Here is a 17,550-nt window from a genome sequence, read left to right as displayed (position 1 = left end):
CGAAAAGGCAATGACCAGGGGTTCACTCGGCCGCCTCCGAGTCATCGCGCTCGTGCTCGCGGTGCTCGCCGCGACCGGAGTATTTCTGTGGCAAGTCCACGGCCACTACCCGATCCACAAGTGGCTGTTCTGGCGCTACGCCGGCGCCTGGCTCGGTGCGCTGTTCTTCGCGCTCGCCTGTCTCTCGAGCGGGTTCGGCGCGCTCCGGCTCTGCTTGCCCAAGGCGGGCTTGCGGCTCGGCGAGCGTTTACTGTTCGGGTTCTCCGTCGGCTTGGTGATCTTCTACACGGGCACGTTCGTGGCCGGGGTGTTGGGTTTGTTCGGCGGTATTTTCTTCTTCGCGTTCCCCACGCTGGCCATCGCCTCGGGCGCCTTGCCCCTCGGCCGCGCCGTCTTGCGCGCGGCGCGCCACATCCGCGCGCGACGCGCTCGGGCGAGCGCGCCCGCGCTGCCCGCTCTCGCCTGGCTCGCCATCGGCCTCGGCAGCGTGGCGCTGCTGCTCGTCTACCTTCCGATCCTGAACCCGGAGAACGCGGCCTTCGACTCGCGCTGGCAACACCTCGGCATCGCCGAGCACTACGCCGTGGCGCGCCGCATCGAGCGCTTCCCGGAGGGCTGGTTCGTGGGGACCCAACCGCACCTGGCCGCGGTGCTCTACACCTGGGCCTTCACCCTCCCGGCGTCCATGCTCTTCGACCGCGTGGAGCTGGCGGCGCACCTCGAGTTCGTGTGTTTTCTGACGACGCTGCCGGGCGTCGTGCTCCTGGTCCGTCGCCTGCTGCCCCGCGCTCGAGCGCCGCACGCGTGGGTGCTGCGGTTTGCGTTCCCAGGACTGTTTCTCTACGACTCGGGCCTGATCATCGGGGCCGACCACATCGCGGCGGCCTTCGCGGTGCCGGTGTTCCTGGCGCTCGTGCTCGCGTTCCAGGCCCTCGAGCCCCGCAAGATGGTGCTGCTCGGCGTGCTCTTGTCCGGTGTGCTCCTGACCAAGCACACGGCGACGTTCTTGCTCGTCTCCGGTCCCGTGCTCGCCGTGGGGCTGCGCGCGCTGTGGTTGGCCGGCGCGTCGCTCCGCACCCGTCGCTTCGACTGGCTCGCTGGCGTGGGGCTGTGTGTGCTCACGGGTCTAGTGCTCACCTCGAGCTTCTGGCTGAAGAACTGGGTCTGGTACGGAAATCCCATCTATCCCCTGGGACACCACACCTTCGGTGGACACCCGTGGACCGCCGACGCCACGGACCGCTTCGAGCTCGGTTTCATCAAGGCCGAACACTGGGCACCACCCCACACGCTCGCGGGAGTCTGGAAGACCGCGAAGGTCCTCGTCACGTTCTCGTTCCTGCCCAACGACTGGCCGCAGTTCCACGGCAAGGTCCCCGTGCTCGGCTCGCTCTTCTCGCTCTCGGTGCTGGCGCTGCCCTTCGTTCGACCGTCACGGCGACTGCTCGGGCTGTTTGCTTTGGCACACGTCGGGGTCTTCGCCTGGTACTGGACCCATCACCAAGATCGCTACCTGCAAGCCGCGATGCCCTGGTTCGTTGCGGCCACGGCGACCGTGCTGACGGTGCTGTGGCGCGCTCATCTGGCGACGCGCTTGGCTGCGGTCTTGCTCGTCGCCGTGCAAGTGATCTGGGGCGGCGACGTGCCAGCGATGACCGGCCACGTCTTCACCAATCAGCCGCTCGAGGCCACGATCACCCTGCTCAGGACCGGGCACGAGCGCCAGTACGAAAAGCGCCTGCGCCCGTTTGGAGCGTTCTACGAGGCGGGCTCGGTGCTCGACCGCCGTGACAAGGTCCTCGTCCACGACTCGCGCCCACGCGCCGGTCTCCGCACTCGCGCGGTGAGTGACGCGCCCGGAAACCAGGCGGGGATCAGCTACGCCGAGCTGGGCTCACCGCGCGCCGCGTACGAGCTCTTGCGGTCCCTCGGGGTCACCCACCTGTTCTGGGAGTCCGGCGGCAGCAAGGGCGCAGACAACCTGGCCGGCGAGCTGATTTTCTGGCAGTTCGCCGCGCGTTTTGCCACCGATCACCAGAACTTCGGCGGACACACCCTGGCCAAGATGCCGAGCGCGCCGCCGCCCGCCGAGTGGAACGATCTTGCGCTCTTCTTCGGTTGCAGCACCTCCGGCCTGTACCACGTCGCGGCGCTGAAGGAGCCCGGCTACGACGGCAAACCGAAGTACCCGCCGCCGCTCGAACCTGGCCCACCGAAGGGCACGCCGGTCGGAGCGTTGGCATCGAAGGTGTCACTCGTCGCCGTCGAGAAGAAGTGTCACGATTCGGGAGTGCTCGGGCTCGGCGCGGAGTTCGATCGCGTTGCCGCCAGCCGAAGCCACGAGTTCTGGGTACGGAAACCCTGAGCGCGCTCTGCGCGCGTCAGCGGCCGATGTCGAGCACGTCCTGACGCGGCGGCGTCCAGGGCGGCAGGAACTTCGGGCAGTCGGCGCCGGGTTGGCTAACCACGAACTCCGCGAACCCCAGGCCCGGCTCGCGATCGAAGCGCACGTCGCCCACTACCAGTCCCGTTCCGGGCCGCTCGACCCAGTACGGCAGGCGTGCGAAGCGCAGGAACGCGCTCACCTCGCAGCGCTCTTTGGTCAGCGCAACGAGCTCGTGGATGGGCGCGACGAACTCCCGCTCAAAGTACACACTGGACGTGCTCGACGTCTGGATCGCCCGCAGGGGCACAGTGGTCTGTCCCGACGAGAGCGCACAGCTCTCCGCCGCCAGCAGCCCCGGTGCGAGCGACACCCGCCCGCGCCGCACCGCGTAGTCACCGGTTCGGGTGGTCTGGGCCGTGGCAAAGAGCCAGCAGGCGGGATTGGCCGGATTCGAGGTCAAGACGACGTCGTGCAGGCGGTCGTCGGGGAACGCGGCAGCCACGGCGGCGCGGATCCGGGCCTCGGCCAGCGGTTTGCCGAGACCAAACAGCAGCAGCACCAGCCCACTGCCCATGACCGCGTAGACGCTACGTCGTGCGGGCGACGCGCGCCACGACACGACCAGCCCTCCGACCACCAGCGCGAGCACGAGCCCGCATAGGACGAGCGGCACCATGCGAGTCGCAACGGGCAAGACCACCGTTGCCGAAAGCCAGAGCGCGAGCAGCGTCTTGCCGACACGAGCTTGCACCGCGCAGAAGATCGACGGCAGGCCGACGGCCCAGAACAGCGGCTCGACGATGAACACCCGATCCCCGAACACCCATCGATTGTCGAAGGGCCAGAACGGGTGCACTCCGTAGCTGTTGGTGAAATCCATGAAGATGTGCAACGCCGGGCCGGCGAACGCGAGCAGCGCGAGCCAGCGAAAGTCCGCGGGCAGAAACCCATGCCCGCGCCGGCGTGACCAGACGAAGACCAGAGCGAGGGCGAGCACACCCAAGGGGACGCCGAGCAGCAACGTGTGGGTGTGCCCCCGGTGGTGCAACAGGTAACCGAGTTTGTGTCCGGTCAGACCGACGTAGGCGAAGTCGAAGTCCGGAAGGTTGTTGGCGAGCGCGCTGGTGAAATACGCCGCGGACACCCACGCCTCACGCGGCTCGGCGCGACGCGCTCGAACCTGGGTCACGAGCTCGGCCGCCAAGAGTCCGGCCAGGATGTGGGTCAGGTTGTCCACGGAGGCGAAGGCTATCGGGCTGCGATCAGGCCGCGGGATCCCGGAAGAATCCCGCGCTTCCCGCTGTCAGGGGGCGAGAGAGCGACCGGCTCCCGAGTTGTCCCTTGAGCGCGGCGGCGCATCCTCTCATCATTTGCCCATGCGCGGGCGACTGGCTTCACGACTCTTCCTCGGCCTGGCCTGGCTGTCGGCCGGGCTCACCTCCGCAGCGACGGCGTCGGCGCTGCAGCAGCCGAACGGGACGACGATTCCGATCGTCAGCGGCGGCGTCACCACCTGCAGCGACAAGAACGTGCAAGTGTGCCTGGACGCGGAAGAAGGCGGGCAGACCATCAACGCCCTCAGCGCGGCGGCCGTCACCCCCGAGACCTACACGCCCATCTGCGGTCTGACCTTCAAGGTCATCGCCCGCGGCGCCGGCTTCAAGAACACGTTCGGTTGGTACAACGTGGTCGCCGGGCAGAAACCACCGGACTCGGATCTGCACTCGTTCCTGGAGTGCAACGACGGTCCGGGCACGGTCAAGGTACTCACGATCAAGACCAGCCCTTACTACAAGGGCGGGCAGATCGGATTCTTCATGGCCTCGCCGGAGGGGGTCGGCGGCAACTGCCCGCAGTTCAACGCGGCTGGTGGCCCGGTCGCCGGCAGTGTCGGCTACGTCTATTACTCCGAGCGCAAATACAACCCGGACAACACCGGCGCGAACAGCTGGATCCACCTGATCACGTACAACAGCGTCGCCCACGCCAACACCTTCTACTTTGGCTGGGAAGACACCCTCGCGGGCGGCGACAACGACTTCGACGATCTGTTGACGCGGGTCGACGGGATCCAATGCGCCGGCGGCGGTGATCCCTGCACCGTGGCCGGAAAACAGGGGAAATGCGCCAACGGCACCATGCAGTGCCAGAACGGCCAGCTCACCTGCGTGCAGAACCAGCAGCCCACCCCGGAGGCCTGCAATGCACTCGACGACGACTGCAACGGTGAGACCGACGAGGGTGACCTGTGTCCGACGAGTCAGATTTGTTACAAGGGTCGCTGTGTCCCCAAGTGCGGCACGAGTGAGTTTCAGTGCATCGGCGGGCTCAAGTGCAAAGATGGAATTTGCGTCGACCCGGCCTGCGAGAGCCTGACGTGTAACCCCGGCGAGGTTTGCGTCGCGGGCAAATGCCAGGGCGCCTGCGACGGAGTCACCTGCCCGTTCGGGCAGAACTGCGTCGAGGGCGTGTGCTCGGACCCATGTGCCAGCGTGAAGTGCGACCCGGACTTCGTGTGTGTCGCCGGCGTGTGCAAGATCAACTGCAACTGCGATGGCTGCCCAACGGGCAAACAGTGCGAGGCAACCAGCGGCAAATGCGAAGACCCGGGGTGCGCGGCTGCCGCGTGTACGGCGGGCACACACTGCGTGGCGGGGGCCTGCGTCGATGATTGCCAGGGCGCGGTCTGCCCGAAGGGTCAGACCTGCAGCGCAGGGGCGTGTGTCGTGGACACTGACGCGGGAACGGGCAGCGGCGGCTCGGGTGCCGACGGCGGGCTCCTGTTCGGCGGCTCCGGTGGTGGAACCGCGGCCAGCGGGGGCGGCGGCTCCGGCGCCAAGGACGGCGGCTCCGTTGCGGGCACGGGCAACCTGCCCGGCACCACACCGGCCGAGGACAGCGGTTGCGGCTGCCGCGCGAGCGGGCGCGACCGTGGTCTCGCACTCGGCGCCCTCGGCCTCTTGGCATTCGCCGCCGCGCGCCTACGCCGGCGGCGCTGACCCCCGCGCCGAGCATGGCGCCGCTCGCTCTGCTCCGCTCAATCTACTTCTACTTCCGCGCTTCCGCCTGCCTTCAAATCCCCTTCCTGTAAATTCTCCGATCGCGGACCTCGTTCACGGAACCTCAGCCGCAGACGTTCGAGACAGCGTCCTCGAAGCTCGGTGAGTTGCAGTTGTTCTGGAGCTTGAAGAACTTGCCGGCGTTCGGTCCCGAGTCACACGTGCACGTGATGTAGCCACCACCCACCGGTTTACAGGTCACGTCGTAGTATCCGCAGGAGAGACCGCAGGAGCCGTCACTTGAGGCCCAGCCCGAACATCCGGGGTTATTGCCGATGCAGTTCTGGAACGCCTCCGAAATGTTCTTGCACGGCGGCGCGAGCCCGGGCTCTCCGCCCTGGCAGTTCAGGGGATAGCTCAACGCACAGTCGAGCACCTTCTCTAGCTCGCCCACACAGCCCATCGACTGCGCGATGTCGACCGCTTCGCTCAGCTGCTTTTTGCAGTCCGGCTGCGCGCACGGCAACGTGCTGATCACCGCGCACACCTTCTGGGCCTTGGCGTCGATGGAGCTCGAGCTGCCTCCCGCGCCGCCGACACTGGTTCCACCAAAACCACCGCCGGCCACGGCACCCATACCACCCGCGCCGCCGAACGCACCGACGCCACCGGCGTTCCCCGTGTTGCCCACGCCGCCCATGCCGCCTCCCGCAACCGCGCCGCTGCCGCCCGCGCCGACGCCACCTTGCGCGCCGCTTCCGCCCGCTCCGGAGCCACCGCTGCCCGCTTGAGCGCCCGCGCCCCCGGTGCCGCCCTCGGTCTTTCCGCCACAGGCCGCGAGTGAGACCATCCCCCAGCCGAACACCGCCAAGACCGAGAACCTTCGCATCCTTGCCTCCGGGACTGTTCCTAGCCCCACGACGGCCGCCGCGCAATTCCGAGGCCTACGTGGCAAGCTCCGACCGGTGACGGGGCTCAGTCGCGGTCGGGGGTGGGCGCTCGCGCTCGCCGCAACCTTCACGATGGCGGTGAGTTACCTGGACCGCCAGACGCTGGCAGTGCTCGCCCCCACTGTGACGAAGGAGCTGCACATCGACGAGCAGGCCTATGGCTGGCTCGTCTCCGCGTTCTCCTTCGCCTACCTCGTGGGCCCCCCCATCGCCGGCCGCCTGCTCGATCGCTTCGGTGCCCGGCGCGGACTCTTTTTCTCCGTCACCCTCTGGTCGTTGATCAGCGCGGCGCACTGCATGGTCACGGGTTACCCGATGCTGTTTGCCATGCGCATCGCACTCGGTTTCGCCGAATCGCCGAGCTTCCCCGGCGCGGCGCAGATCATCCAGCGCGGACTGCCCGCGGAGGAACGTCCGCGCGCGTTCGGGATCTTGTTCACCGGCAGCTCGTTCGGCGCGATGATCGCGCCGCCGCTCGCAACGACCTTCATGAGCCATTTCGGTTGGCGCGGGGCCTTCGTGGGCACGGCCCTGGTGGGTCTGTCGTGGGTCCCGCTGTGGTTGCTGCTCACCCGCGGCAGAGCGGCGCACGCGGCCCTCGACCGCGCGCCGGAGCCCGGCCCCAGCGCGGACGCTCGCGTCGACTGGAAGGGGCTCTTGACCGATCGAGCCATGCTGCGAGCCATCTTGCTGGTCCTCGCCGTCGCTCCCTTCATCGGAGTCGTGATGAACTGGGGCGCCAAGTTTCTGGTGCGCCACCACGGCCTCACCCAGCTCGAGGTCGGCCACTATTTCTGGATCCCGCCGCTGATGTACGACTTCGGCTCCGTCGCATTCGGCCACTACGCCAGCCGCCGCGCGGGCAGAGTCAAAGACGGCTCGCCCGCCCGGGCGCTGCTCGGCGGAGCGGCGGTCTTGTCACTCTGCCTGGTCTTCATGCCCTTTGCGCCCACCCCGCTGACCGCGATGCTCGTCGCCGGCGTGGCCCTGATCGGAGGCGGCGGCATGTTTGCGATCCTGTCCAGCGACATGCTGGCCCGTGTCCCCGGTCGGCTGGTCTCCACGGCCAGCGGGCTCACCGCGGCAGCCCAGTCACTCTCGTACATCGTCGCCAATCCGCTGGTCGGTAGGAGCGTCGATCACTGGCAGAGCTTCTCGCCTGCACTGATCGGCCTCGCGCTCTGGGTCGTGCCGGGGGCGCTGTTCTGGATCGCCGTCGATCCGCGGCGCCGAGCGCAGCCAAGCTGACCCTCGACAGACTCGCGCGACCGGAGCATCGTCCGGCCCATGTCGCGCCGCCTTTGTTTCGCCATGTGTTTCGGGCTCGCTGCGGGCTGCGGTGCACCGCCGCCGGCCGAGACACCGGCCCCGCCGAGCACCGCCCCACCCGCGGCCGCGAGCGCCGCAGCGGCGCCGCACATCGGCAAGATCCCCAAACTCATCCCGCGCGAGGTGTTGTTCGGAAACCCCGAGCGTACTTCGCCGCGGCTGTCCCCCGACGGCAAACAGCTGGCGTTCCTCGGGCCGGTGAACGGAGTACAGAACGTCTGGGTTGCCCCCATCGGCGACCTCACCCAGGCCAAGCCGGTGACCGCTGACAAGAAGCGCGGCATCCGCATGCACGCCTGGGCCTACGACAACAGCCACGTGCTCTACGCCCAGGACGAGGGCGGCGACGAGAACTGGCACCTCTTCAGCGTGAGTCTGGCCGACTCGAAGGCGCTCGATCTCACACCCATGAAGGGGGTTCAGGCCCGAATCGTCCAGGCAAGCCCCAAGAAACCCAGCCAGCTTCTGCTCGGCATCAACGACCGGGACAAGAAGTGGCACGACGTCTACCGGGCGGAGCTCACCACCGGAGAGCTGACGCTCGTCGAGAAGAACGACGGCTACGCCAGCTACCTGGCCGACGACGAACTGGCCCTGCGGTACACCGTGAAGAACACCAAGGGCGGCGGGTACGCGGTGCTCGTCCGCGCCGGCAAAACGTGGAAGCCATTCAAGCGCATCGCGTTCGAAGACACCCGCAACACCGACCTGCTCGGGCTCGACAGCGCCGGCAAGAACCTCTACTGGACCACCAGCGTAGGCCGCGACAAGAGTGTGCTCGAGCGCATCGACCTGACGACGAAGAAATCCGTCGTGCTCGCCGAGGCGAAGGCCGCCGACGTCGTGGAGGTCTTCAGTCACCCGGCGACCCACGCGCCCCGCGCCGTCGCATCCGAGCCGCTGCGCAAGGAGTGGCTGGTGGTCGACACGGCGCTGAACGCAGATTTCGAGGCTCTGCGGCTGATTTCGGCCGGAGATTTCTCGATCGTCAGCCAGTCGCTGGACGACACCCGCTGGGTCGTCGCCTACACCCTCGACACCTCTGCTCTGCGCTTCTACCTGTGGGACCGCAATGAAAAACGCGCCAAGCTCTTGATGAGTGAACGCCCCGAGCTCGACCGCTTCACGCTCCGGGGCATGCACGCGGTCGCCATCCGAGCCCGTGACGGGCTCGAGCTCCCGAGCTACCTGACCTTGCCCCGAGGCACGAACCTCGGCGACGCTCAGCGCGCGACTCGACCGAGCCCCCTCGTCCTCTTCGTTCACGGCGGACCCTGGTCCCGGGATCGCTTCGGTTACCACCCGTACCACCAGTGGCTCGCGGATCGCGGCTACGCCGTGCTCAGCGTGAACTACCGCGGCTCCACCGGCTTCGGGAAATCCTTCGTCAACGCCTCGACCCACGAGTGGGCGGGCAAGATGCACGACGATCTGCTCGACGCGGTGAAGTGGGCCATCGACCAGGGCGTGACCACCCCAAAACAGATCGCCATCATGGGCGGCAGCTACGGCGGCTACGCGACGCTGGTCGGGCTGACCTTCACGCCGACGACCTTCGCTTGCGGCGTGGACATCGTGGGGCCTTCGAACTTGAACACCCTGTTCGAGTCGATTCCCCCCTACTGGGAGTCGTTCAAGGAAGAGTTCCTGACCCGGGTCGGCGATATCCGCACCGAGGAAGGCAAACGCCTGCTGGCAGAGCGTTCACCCTTGACGCGGGTCGACGCCATCGAGCGTCCGCTCCTGATCGGGCAGGGCGCCAACGACCCGCGAGTGAAACAGGCCGAGGCCGATCAGATCGTGAACGCGATGAAGGCGAAGAAGCTGCCCGTGACCTACGTGCTGTATCCCGATGAGGGCCACGGCTTTGCGCGCCCCGAGAACCGCCAGAGCTTCAATGCCATCGCCGAGGTGTTCCTGGCGGGCTGCCTCGGCGGACACGCCGAGCCGCTCGGCACCGGCTTCAAGGGCTCGAGTCTGCAGGTGCCCGAGGGAGCGGAGCACATCAAGGGGCTGCGCGACGCCTTGTCGGGGCGCTAGAGCGTGTCCTCATATTCTCCGACGCTCAGTCTGCCCGTAAACGTGCCCGTGCCCGGAACGTTGGCAACTGCAATGGCGACCGAGCCGACCGGTGAGCCAAGGTGCTCGATCACGAGAGGCTCGACGTTTATCACCTGGCCCTGGACTTCCTGGCTTTCGCGAATGGCGTGATTGAGGCGTTGCCGCGTGGGCGGAGCCATCTGGTCGATCAGTTCGCTCGGGCTTCGACCTCCATTGTGCTGAACCTTGCCGAAGGTGCCGGCAAGCACTCCAAGCCAGACAAGCGACGCTACTACCTCACGGCGCGAGGGTCGGCGACGGAGTCCGCGGCGCTGCTCGATGTTTGCGTCCGTCTCGAACTGCTGAATGAGGCGGGACACAAGACGGGCAAGGACATGCTCGTACGCATCGTGTCGATGCTCATCAAGCTGGCTCAGGCGCTCAGCTCATCCCAGGCTGCTCACCCGGGACGTCTTTGTCCGCCACCGGCGGCGGCTCGGGGGTCGGCCCCGTCTCGCTGCCCCACAGCTCGCCGTTCCGGTACTCCAGGAACAGCCGCCGCGAGCCGAACATCTTGTCCGGATCGGTGATCGCCAGCGCTTCTCTCAGCACGTCGTCCATGTGATCGACCAGCACGATGCGCATGGCCTTGAGCACACGGCGGGGGATCTCCCGCAGGTCTTTGCGGTTGTCCTTCGGGATCAGCACCGTCTTGATGCCGCTGCGGTGAGCCGCGAGCAGCTTCTCTTTGAGGCCGCCGATCGGCATCACCCGCCCACGCAGGGTGATCTCCCCCGTCATCGCCACTTCGCTCTTCACCGGCACGCGCGTCAGCGCGCTGGCAATGCTGGTGGCCATGGTCACACCGGCGCTCGGCCCGTCCTTGCGCACGAAGTCCGGGAAGTGAACGTGCACGTCGATCTTCTGGTAAAACTCGGGCTCCAGGCTCAGCGCTCCGCCACGGCTGCGGATGTAACTCATGGCGGCCTGGGCGCTCTCTTCCATGCCCTTCTCGAGCAGGCCGGTGATTACCAGCTTGCACTTGCCCGGCACCACCGAGACCTCGCAGTCGAGGATGTCGCCGCCGTACTCGCTCACCGAGAGGCCGTGGGTCAAACCCAAGGAGTCGGTCTCTTCCTTCTTGCCGAGGCGGTACTTCGGCACCCCGAGGTACTTCGGCACGTCCGAGCCCTTGATCTCGATCTTGAGCTCTTTGCCTTCCTTCACTACCCGCAGCGCCGCCTTGCGGCAGATGCTCGCGACCTCGCGCTCCAGGCTGCGAACGCCGGCCTCCTTCGTGTAGTGGTGGATGACCGTGCGCACGCCGTTCTCGCTGAAAGCAAAGTCGACCTCGTCGAGGCCGCACTCGTGCTTCTGGCGCGGCACCAGGTATTTCTGCGCAATGTTCAGCTTCTCGAACTCGGTGTAGCTCGACAGCTGGATGATCTCCATGCGGTCCTGGAGCGGCAGCGGGATCCCACCCAGGGTGTTCGCCGTCGTCAGGAACATGATCTGCGACAGGTCGTAGTCCAGATCGAGGTAGTGGTCGTTGAAGTTGTGGTTCTGCTCCGGGTCGAGCACCTCGAGCAGCGCCGCCGCCGGATCACCACGAAAATCCGTACTCATCTTGTCGATCTCGTCGAGCAAGAACACCGGGTTCGCCGTGCCGACCTTCTTCAGGTTCTGGATGATCTTACCCGGCAGGGCCCCGATGTACGTACGGCGGTGACCGCGGATCTCTGCTTCGTCGCGCACACCACCGAGTGACTGGCGGACGAATTTACGCCCTGTCGCCCGGGCGATGCTCTTGGCGATGCTGGTCTTGCCCACGCCGGGCGGCCCGACGAAACACAGGATCGGACCCTTGAGTTGTTTGGTGAGCGCCTGCACCGCCAGGTACTCGATGATGCGCTCTTTGCACTTCTTCAGGCCGTAGTGGTCCTCGTCCAGGATCTTCTCGGCCTCGAGGATGTCGAAACGCTCCTCGGTCTTTTCGTACCAAGGCAGGCTCAAGATCCAGTCGATGTAGTTGCGAACGACGGTCGCCTCGGCGCTCGTCGGGTGCATCATCTTGAGCTTCTTGAGCTCCTTCTTGACCTTCTGCAGGCCCTCGTCGCTCATCTTCTTGGTCTTGAGCTTCTCTTCGATCTCTTGGATCTCGGTCTTGAACTCGTCGCGTTCGCCGCCGCCCAGCTCCTTCTGGATGGCCTGCATCTGCTCGTTCAGGTAGTACTCCTTCTGCGTCTTCTCCATCTGCTTCTTGACGCGGGAGCGGATCTTCTTTTCTACCTGCAAGATCTCGATTTCGGCCTGCATCAGCTCGTACAGGCGCTCGAGACGTTTCTTCGCGTCGAGCGTCTCGAGCAGACCTTGGCGATCGGCGAGCTTGATGGTCGGCAGGTTGGCGGCAATGGTGTCGCTGAGCTTCGCCGGGTCGTCGATGCTCTGCACCTGCATGAACACCTCGAACTGAACCTTCTTGTTCAGCTTCACGTAGACCTCGAACGTGCTCTGCACACTCCGGATCAACGCCTCGACCTCGACGCCGGTCTGGGCCTCTTCGGCCAGCTCCTCGACCTCGACCAGGAAGTGGTTCTGCCCGTCGACGAAGCGCGCAATCTTCGCCCGCTGGCGCCCCTCGACCAGTACCTTCACGGTGCCGTCCGCAAGGCGGAGCAGCTGCACGATGGTGCCGATGGTGCCGACCTGGAACACGTCCTCGGGCGTCGGATCGTTGGTTTTTGCGCTGCGCTGGGCGGCGAGGAAGATCTCCTTGTCCCGGGCCATCGCGTCGTCCAGAGCGGCGATGCTCTTTTCGCGCCCCACGAACAGCTGGCTCACCATGTGGGGGAACACGATGATGTCGCGGAGCGGCAGCGCCGGGAGCGGGCGCCGCGCGGTGGAGGGCTTGTCGTCGCTCTTGCTGAAGAACATGGGTTTTTACGTCTCGGGCGGGTGAAAGGGCGGGCGCTTGCCCGCGAGTCGAACCTGCCCCGGCAAACAGGTGCCGGGGCGACCGCGTCAGCCGACGCCGGCTTCGCGCTGGTCCTTCTCGTAGACGATGAGCGGGGATTCGCCCTTCGCGATGACCTCTTCGGAGAGCACCACTTCCTTGATGCCGGTCTTGGTCGGCACGTCGTACATGATGTCGAGCATCGCCTCTTCCAGGATCGCCCGGAGTCCGCGCGCGCCGCTCTCGCGTTCGAGCGCTTTCTTCGCGACAGCTTGCAGCGAGCCCTTGCTGAACTTCAGCTTCACGCCGTCCATCTCGAACAGCTTCTGGAACTGCTTGACCAAGCTGTTCTTGGGTTTGGTCAAGATGTCGACCAACGCCTCTTCGTTCAGCTCGTGGAGCGTCGCGATGACCGGCAGGCGACCGATGAACTCGGGGATCAAGCCGAACTTCAGCAGGTCTTCGGGCTGCACCTGGTTCAAAAGCTCGCCGAGCTTGTAGTCACTCTTGCTCTTCACGTCCGCGCCGAAACCAAGCCGGCTCTGGCCCAACCGCCGCTGCACGATCTGGTCGAGACCGACGAAGGCCCCGCCGCAGATGAACAGGATGTTGGTGGTGTCGATCTGCAGAAAATCTTGCTGCGGATGCTTGCGCCCGCCCTTGGGCGGCACGTTGGCGATGGTGCCCTCGATGATCTTGAGCAGCGCCTGCTGCACCCCCTCGCCGGACACGTCCCGGGTGATCGAGGGGTTGTCGCTCTTGCGGCTGATCTTGTCGATCTCGTCGATGTAGACGATGCCGCGCTGCGCCCGCTCGACGTCGTGGTCTGCGTTCTGCAAGAGCTGCACGATGATGTTCTCGACGTCCTCACCGACGTAGCCGGCCTCGGTCAGCGTCGTGGCGTCCGCGATGGCGAACGGCACCTTGAGGATCTTGGCCAGCGTCTGGGCCAGCAGTGTCTTGCCGCTGCCGGTGGGCCCGAGCAGGAGGATGTTGCTCTTGCTGAGCTCGACGTCCTCCGTCGCAACCTTCGAGTCGATGCGTTTGTAGTGGCTGTAGACCGCCACCGACAGGACCTTCTTCGCCCGCTCCTGGCCGATCACGTAGTCGTCGAGGATCGTCTTGATCTCCGACGGCTTCGGCATCGGGTCCGAGCCGCCCGCCGGCTCGTCCTTCTCGACCTCTTCCGCGATGATGTCGTTGCAGAGGGCGATGCACTCGTCGCAGATGTAGACCGTCGGCCCTGCGATGAGCTTTTTTACTTCCTTCTGTGACTTCCCACAGAAGGAGCAGCACAGATTACCGTTGGAGTCTTCGCGGCGCCGTTCCACTTTTTAACCTACGGAACAATTGCGGTTTTTAGCGGAGGAAGTCTAGAGCCGGAGGCTGCCCCTCGCAAGCTAACGGCAGACGGAAAACGCGGAACCCGGGCACCGAGCCCGAGCGCGCACCCATCCGCCGACGACCCCACCCCCGGAGCTCGTCTCATTCGCCCTTTTTCTTGGGCTCGAAGATCTCGTCGATGATCCCGTATTCCTTGGCTTGTGCCGGCCCCATGTAAAAATCGCGCTCGATGTCCTTGGCGATTTCTTCACGGTTGCGGCCGGTCGAGCGCACCAGGATGTCGGTGATGACGTCCTTGGCGTGCCGAATTTCACGCGCCTGGATTTCGATGTCGGTGGCCTGACCCCGAGCGCCGCCGAGGGGCTGGTGGATCATGATGCGCGAGTGCGGCAGGGCATATCGCTTGCCCTTCTGCCCAGCCCCGAGCAGGAGCGCGCCCATGCTGGCGGCCTGCCCGATGCAGATCGTGCTCACCGGGCAGCGGACGTACTGCATGGTGTCGTAGATGGCCAAACCCGCCGTCACCACCCCGCCCGGGGAGTTCACGTAGAGCTGGATGTCCTTGTCCGGATCTTCGCTCTCCAGAAAGAGAAATTGGGCAATGATGATGTTGGCGACATCGTCGTCGACCTGGCTGCCCAGGAAGACGATCCGGTCCTTGAGCAGGCGGCTGAAGATGTCCCAGGTCCGCTCGCCGCGATGCGTCGTTTCGACGACATGCGGGTAGATGATGTTGTCGCTGATGGGGGTCTCGAGGAGCTCCATCGCCTGGCGGCGGGTCTCGGGTCGCTGGGTCATGCTGTCCGTTTCCTCTCAGGTCTCGTCTTCGATCTTGGCCTTGGCCTCGATGATGTCGAGTACCTTGTTCTCGAGAATCATTCCAATCAGCATCTCGCGCTTCTTCGCGTCGCGGTACTCGGCCCGGAGCTTGGCCACGTTTTTCCCGCTCTGCTCGGCCAGTTCGGCGAGACCTTCCTCGATCTCGGCATCGCCGATCTTGATGTTCTCTTTTTTGGCGATCTCGGCCATGAGCAGGCCGGCCCGCACCTTGACCTCGCTGTCGGCCTGGATCTTCTGGCGCAGATCGTCCCCGAGCCCGGAGACGCTCTGACCCTGGCGGCGGGCCTGGGACATGATTTCCTGCTGGGTCAGCTGCATCTGGCGCTCGACCAGGGATGGCGGCAAGGGAATGGGGTTCGCCTTCACGAGCTCGACGACCAGCTGCTCGGCGACGCTGTTGTCGGCGTTCTCCTTGAGCTGCTTCTCGATCTTCTTCGAGATGTCGTTCTTCAAGTCCGCTAGCGTCGAGAGCTCCCCCAGATCCTTGGCGAACTCGTCATCCAGCTCCGGAAGCACCCGCTCCTTCAGATCTTTGAGGGTCAGCTTGAAGACGGCGCTCTTGCCCTTGAGCTTTGGGTGAGGGTGAGTTGCCGGCATCTCGACCGTGGCCTCGGCGGTGTCGCCGGGCTTCTTGCCGAGCAGGGCCTCTTCGATGGGCCCGAGCAGGACTCCCGCGCCGAGCTCGGCCGGAAAGTCCGTGGCGCCAGCGTCGCCCACGGCCTTGCCATCGGCCTCGATGGTGAAGTCGATGGTGACGACGTCACCCTTGGCGGCCGCGCGCTCCTTCTTCGGCGGCTCCAGGGTCGAGTGCTCACGGCGCAGGCGCTCGAGCTCCTCGGTGATCTGTTCTTCTTTTACCTCGACCTTGGGACGCTTGGCGCCGAGAGCGTCGTAGTTGACACTCTCGATGGCCGGCACGATCTCGAAGCGCGCCTTGTAGGTGAAGGGTTTGTTCTCTTCCACCTTCTGCGGCTCGATGGCGGGCGAGCTGACCGGCTGTACGTTCTGAGCGCTCACCGCCTCGGGGAACGTCTCGTCGACCAGACGCTGGGCGACGTCCGCGGCGATGCGAGCGCCGAACATGTTCTTGAGCACACCCCGCGGTGCCTTGCCGGGACGGAAGCCGCGGATGCGGGCGCTCTTGGAGACGGCGGTGTACGCCTTCTCCATCTCGCTGCTCACGCGGTCGGCGGCGACCTCGACATCGAACTCGATCAGAACGGGGCTCAGCTTGTTGACCTGGACCTGCATTGGGGGGGCACAATTTCCACGCGGGGGCTTCCGGGTCAAGGGTCGTGACCTGAACCGGAAACGTTCGGCGGAGGAGCTGGGGGCGCGGCTGATTGGCGCGAGAAAAACCCGCGAACCTGGGCGGTGGCCCCGGGTCGAGGGCGGCGGCTCGGGCCGGGCGGCGGACGCTGGGCGGGGCCCGGAGCGGCGGCCGCCCACGGCGTGGGACCTGCGCTGGCCGGTTTTGGGGGGCGGGCTCGGTGCGGTCAGGGCGCGGGTTTGCAGGGCGCCGAAGTCTTCCAGAACCGAGTCCGTTCGCGCTCACACGTCGCGGCGTTCGCGTGAAAGGCCTCCATGGGCCCGTACTTTCCCGTCCACTCGAGCTTGTAAATCCCGTCTTGCGCCGCGACGCACGTGAGCCCGGCGGTGGAGCCAGCGGAGGTCATGTGTGACCGACACGTAGTCTCGTTACGAGCACACACGCCGACCGGATGCTCGTCCCCGGGGCCGGTGACGCAGAAGTAGGTCGTCGGGCGCTTGGTGCCACACGCCCCGAGGGCAAGAACCAGAAGCGCGCACTCGAGGCAACGGGACTTGAACACGAATCAACCCGTTGCCATCACGAGCCGCGGCGCGCAAGCGCAGGTCGTCGCACGGCGCTCTCACTGGCTCTCGCAGCGCCCTCCCACACAGGCTGCGTTCGACGCGCAGTCGGCATTGCTCCGGCACTCGGTCCGGCAGGCAGAATCGCCGCAGGCGTAGCTGCCGCACGAGTTGCTCTGCGGCTGGCACGCACCACTGCCGTCACAAGCGAACGACTCTTCCACGCCTTTGACACAGGTCGGCGCGGCGCACTCCTGCTCCGGATCGGTGCCAGCGGCGTGCGCCACACAGAAGCCGACCTGGCCGGGCACGTTGCAGGCCTCGCACACGCCGTCGCAAGCGGTGTCGCAGCAGACGCCGTCAGCGCAGCTGCCCGTGCCGCACTCGGCATCGCTGCTGCACGCTTGACCGAGCGCGCCGGGCTCACCGGGAACGTTCGCCATCGGGCCGGGCTCGAGCTCCGCGACTCCAATGGCGGTCGGGACACCCGAGAAGCCGGTCATGGGATGCGTCGCGGGACTGTTGAGCTCCGTTCCGAGGAGCGCTTTCGAGTCGGTCGCCGACGAGCCGAGCCCGATGGGCGCGACGCCGGTTGCGGTCGGGCGGGCCGGAATTTTCGCGGCGGGGCCGGGCTCGACGGGCGCGAGCTCGACGCTCGAGTTGCCCACTGGACCTTGATTGGTGGTGGCCGTCGGCTCGCCGGCGGTGTCGAAGCTGCAGCCAGCGAGGCAAACAGCGGCCAGAGTCACAAACCCAAAAAACGACGTTGAAACGACGGTGCGCATTGAGATCCTCCGTGTGAAGTGCGCACCTTGTCGGCAGCCGTGGGCGGCAGTTGCTGGAAAAAGTTCCGCCGCCCGGCACGAACCCGCTCGC

13 protein-coding genes are annotated in these 17,550 nt (G+C 66.1%); 4 read left to right on the top strand and 9 right to left on the bottom strand.

All coding sequences use genetic code 11. The features are described 5' to 3' along the window. The first annotated feature begins 10 nt into the window (after positions 1–10). A complete protein-coding gene (locus IPI67_17550) occupies positions 11–2,365 on the top strand; it encodes a hypothetical protein (GenBank protein ID MBK7581999.1) in 2,355 nt (784 codons plus the stop codon). A gap of 16 nt (positions 2,366–2,381) precedes the next feature. On the opposite strand, the gene IPI67_17545 is transcribed toward IPI67_17550, so the two are convergent. Continuing rightward, positions 2,382–3,623, bottom strand: a complete 1,242-nt coding sequence (locus IPI67_17545; GenBank protein ID MBK7581998.1) for a metal-dependent hydrolase — start codon at positions 3,621–3,623, stop codon at positions 2,382–2,384. A gap of 139 nt (positions 3,624–3,762) precedes the next feature. Between IPI67_17545 and IPI67_17540 the strand changes: the two genes are divergently transcribed. Next, positions 3,763–5,385: a DUF4114 domain-containing protein gene (locus tag IPI67_17540; protein ID MBK7581997.1), complete on the top strand. Its 1,623-nt coding sequence runs from the start codon at positions 3,763–3,765 to the stop codon at positions 5,383–5,385. A 124-nt stretch (positions 5,386–5,509) separates the two neighbouring features. Here the strand turns inward: IPI67_17540 and IPI67_17535 are convergent, their stop codons facing one another. Continuing rightward, positions 5,510–6,274, bottom strand: coding sequence for a hypothetical protein (locus tag IPI67_17535; protein MBK7581996.1), 765 nt, complete (start codon positions 6,272–6,274; stop codon positions 5,510–5,512). A 76-nt stretch (positions 6,275–6,350) separates the two neighbouring features. On the opposite strand from IPI67_17535, the gene IPI67_17530 reads away from it, so the two are divergent. Further along, positions 6,351–7,583: an MFS transporter gene (locus IPI67_17530; protein ID MBK7581995.1), complete on the top strand. Its 1,233-nt coding sequence runs from the start codon at positions 6,351–6,353 to the stop codon at positions 7,581–7,583. A gap of 39 nt (positions 7,584–7,622) precedes the next feature. Then, positions 7,623–9,704 (top strand): S9 family peptidase, encoded by a 2,082-nt coding sequence (locus IPI67_17525; GenBank protein ID MBK7581994.1) that lies wholly within the window; start codon positions 7,623–7,625, stop codon positions 9,702–9,704. On the opposite strand, the gene IPI67_17520 is transcribed toward IPI67_17525, so the two are convergent. From IPI67_17520 to IPI67_17490, 7 genes are all read right to left on the bottom strand, one after another. After that, on the bottom strand, positions 9,701–10,084 hold the full coding sequence (locus tag IPI67_17520) for a hypothetical protein (protein ID MBK7581993.1): 384 nt from the start codon (positions 10,082–10,084) through the stop codon (positions 9,701–9,703). The two genes, IPI67_17525 and IPI67_17520, sit on opposite strands and share 4 nt — an antisense overlap. Positions 10,085–10,145: 61 nt before the next feature. Then, complete coding sequence (lon, locus tag IPI67_17515; protein ID MBK7581992.1) at positions 10,146–12,638, bottom strand: endopeptidase La; 2,493 nt, start codon at positions 12,636–12,638, stop codon at positions 10,146–10,148. 87 nt (positions 12,639–12,725) lie between these two features. Continuing rightward, the gene (clpX, locus tag IPI67_17510; GenBank protein ID MBK7581991.1) at positions 12,726–13,988 is read right to left on the bottom strand and encodes an ATP-dependent Clp protease ATP-binding subunit ClpX; all 1,263 of its coding nucleotides are present in this window, start codon (positions 13,986–13,988) and stop codon (positions 12,726–12,728) included. Positions 13,989–14,142: 154 nt separating this feature from the next. Continuing rightward, on the bottom strand, positions 14,143–14,799 hold the full coding sequence (clpP, locus tag IPI67_17505) for an ATP-dependent Clp endopeptidase proteolytic subunit ClpP (GenBank protein MBK7581990.1): 657 nt from the start codon (positions 14,797–14,799) through the stop codon (positions 14,143–14,145). A gap of 15 nt (positions 14,800–14,814) precedes the next feature. Further along, entirely contained in the window at positions 14,815–16,092 is a 1,278-nt protein-coding gene (tig, locus tag IPI67_17500) for a trigger factor (GenBank protein MBK7581989.1), read from the bottom strand. Between the two features lie 245 nt (positions 16,093–16,337). After that, on the bottom strand, positions 16,338–16,673 hold the full coding sequence (locus tag IPI67_17495; protein ID MBK7581988.1) for a hypothetical protein: 336 nt from the start codon (positions 16,671–16,673) through the stop codon (positions 16,338–16,340). Between the two features lie 60 nt (positions 16,674–16,733). Beyond that, a complete protein-coding gene (locus tag IPI67_17490; GenBank protein MBK7581987.1) occupies positions 16,734–17,459 on the bottom strand; it encodes a hypothetical protein in 726 nt (241 codons plus the stop codon). Positions 17,460–17,550: the final 91 nt, after the last annotated feature.

It is taken from the genome of Myxococcales bacterium, from assembly GCA_016706225.1.
Classification (GTDB): Bacteria; Myxococcota_A; Polyangia; order Polyangiales; family Polyangiaceae; genus JADJKB01.
This window is presented reverse-complemented; position numbering and strand designations above follow the sequence as displayed.

Excerpts from the sequence above, each read along its gene's own strand:
- IPI67_17550 (MBK7581999.1), top strand. The coding sequence starts at position 11 with ATGACCAGGGGTTCACTCGGCCGCCTCCGAGTCATCGCGCTCGTGCTC.
- IPI67_17540 (MBK7581997.1), top strand. The coding sequence starts at position 3,763 with ATGCGCGGGCGACTGGCTTCACGACTCTTCCTCGGCCTGGCCTGGCTG.
- IPI67_17535 (MBK7581996.1), bottom strand. The coding sequence starts at position 6,274 with ATGCGAAGGTTCTCGGTCTTGGCGGTGTTCGGCTGGGGGATGGTCTCA.
- IPI67_17525 (MBK7581994.1), top strand. The coding sequence starts at position 7,623 with ATGTCGCGCCGCCTTTGTTTCGCCATGTGTTTCGGGCTCGCTGCGGGC.
- lon (MBK7581992.1), bottom strand. The coding sequence starts at position 12,638 with ATGTTCTTCAGCAAGAGCGACGACAAGCCCTCCACCGCGCGGCGCCCG.
- clpP (MBK7581990.1), bottom strand. The coding sequence starts at position 14,799 with ATGACCCAGCGACCCGAGACCCGCCGCCAGGCGATGGAGCTCCTCGAG.
- tig (MBK7581989.1), bottom strand. The coding sequence starts at position 16,092 with ATGCAGGTCCAGGTCAACAAGCTGAGCCCCGTTCTGATCGAGTTCGAT.
- IPI67_17490 (MBK7581987.1), bottom strand. The coding sequence starts at position 17,459 with ATGCGCACCGTCGTTTCAACGTCGTTTTTTGGGTTTGTGACTCTGGCC.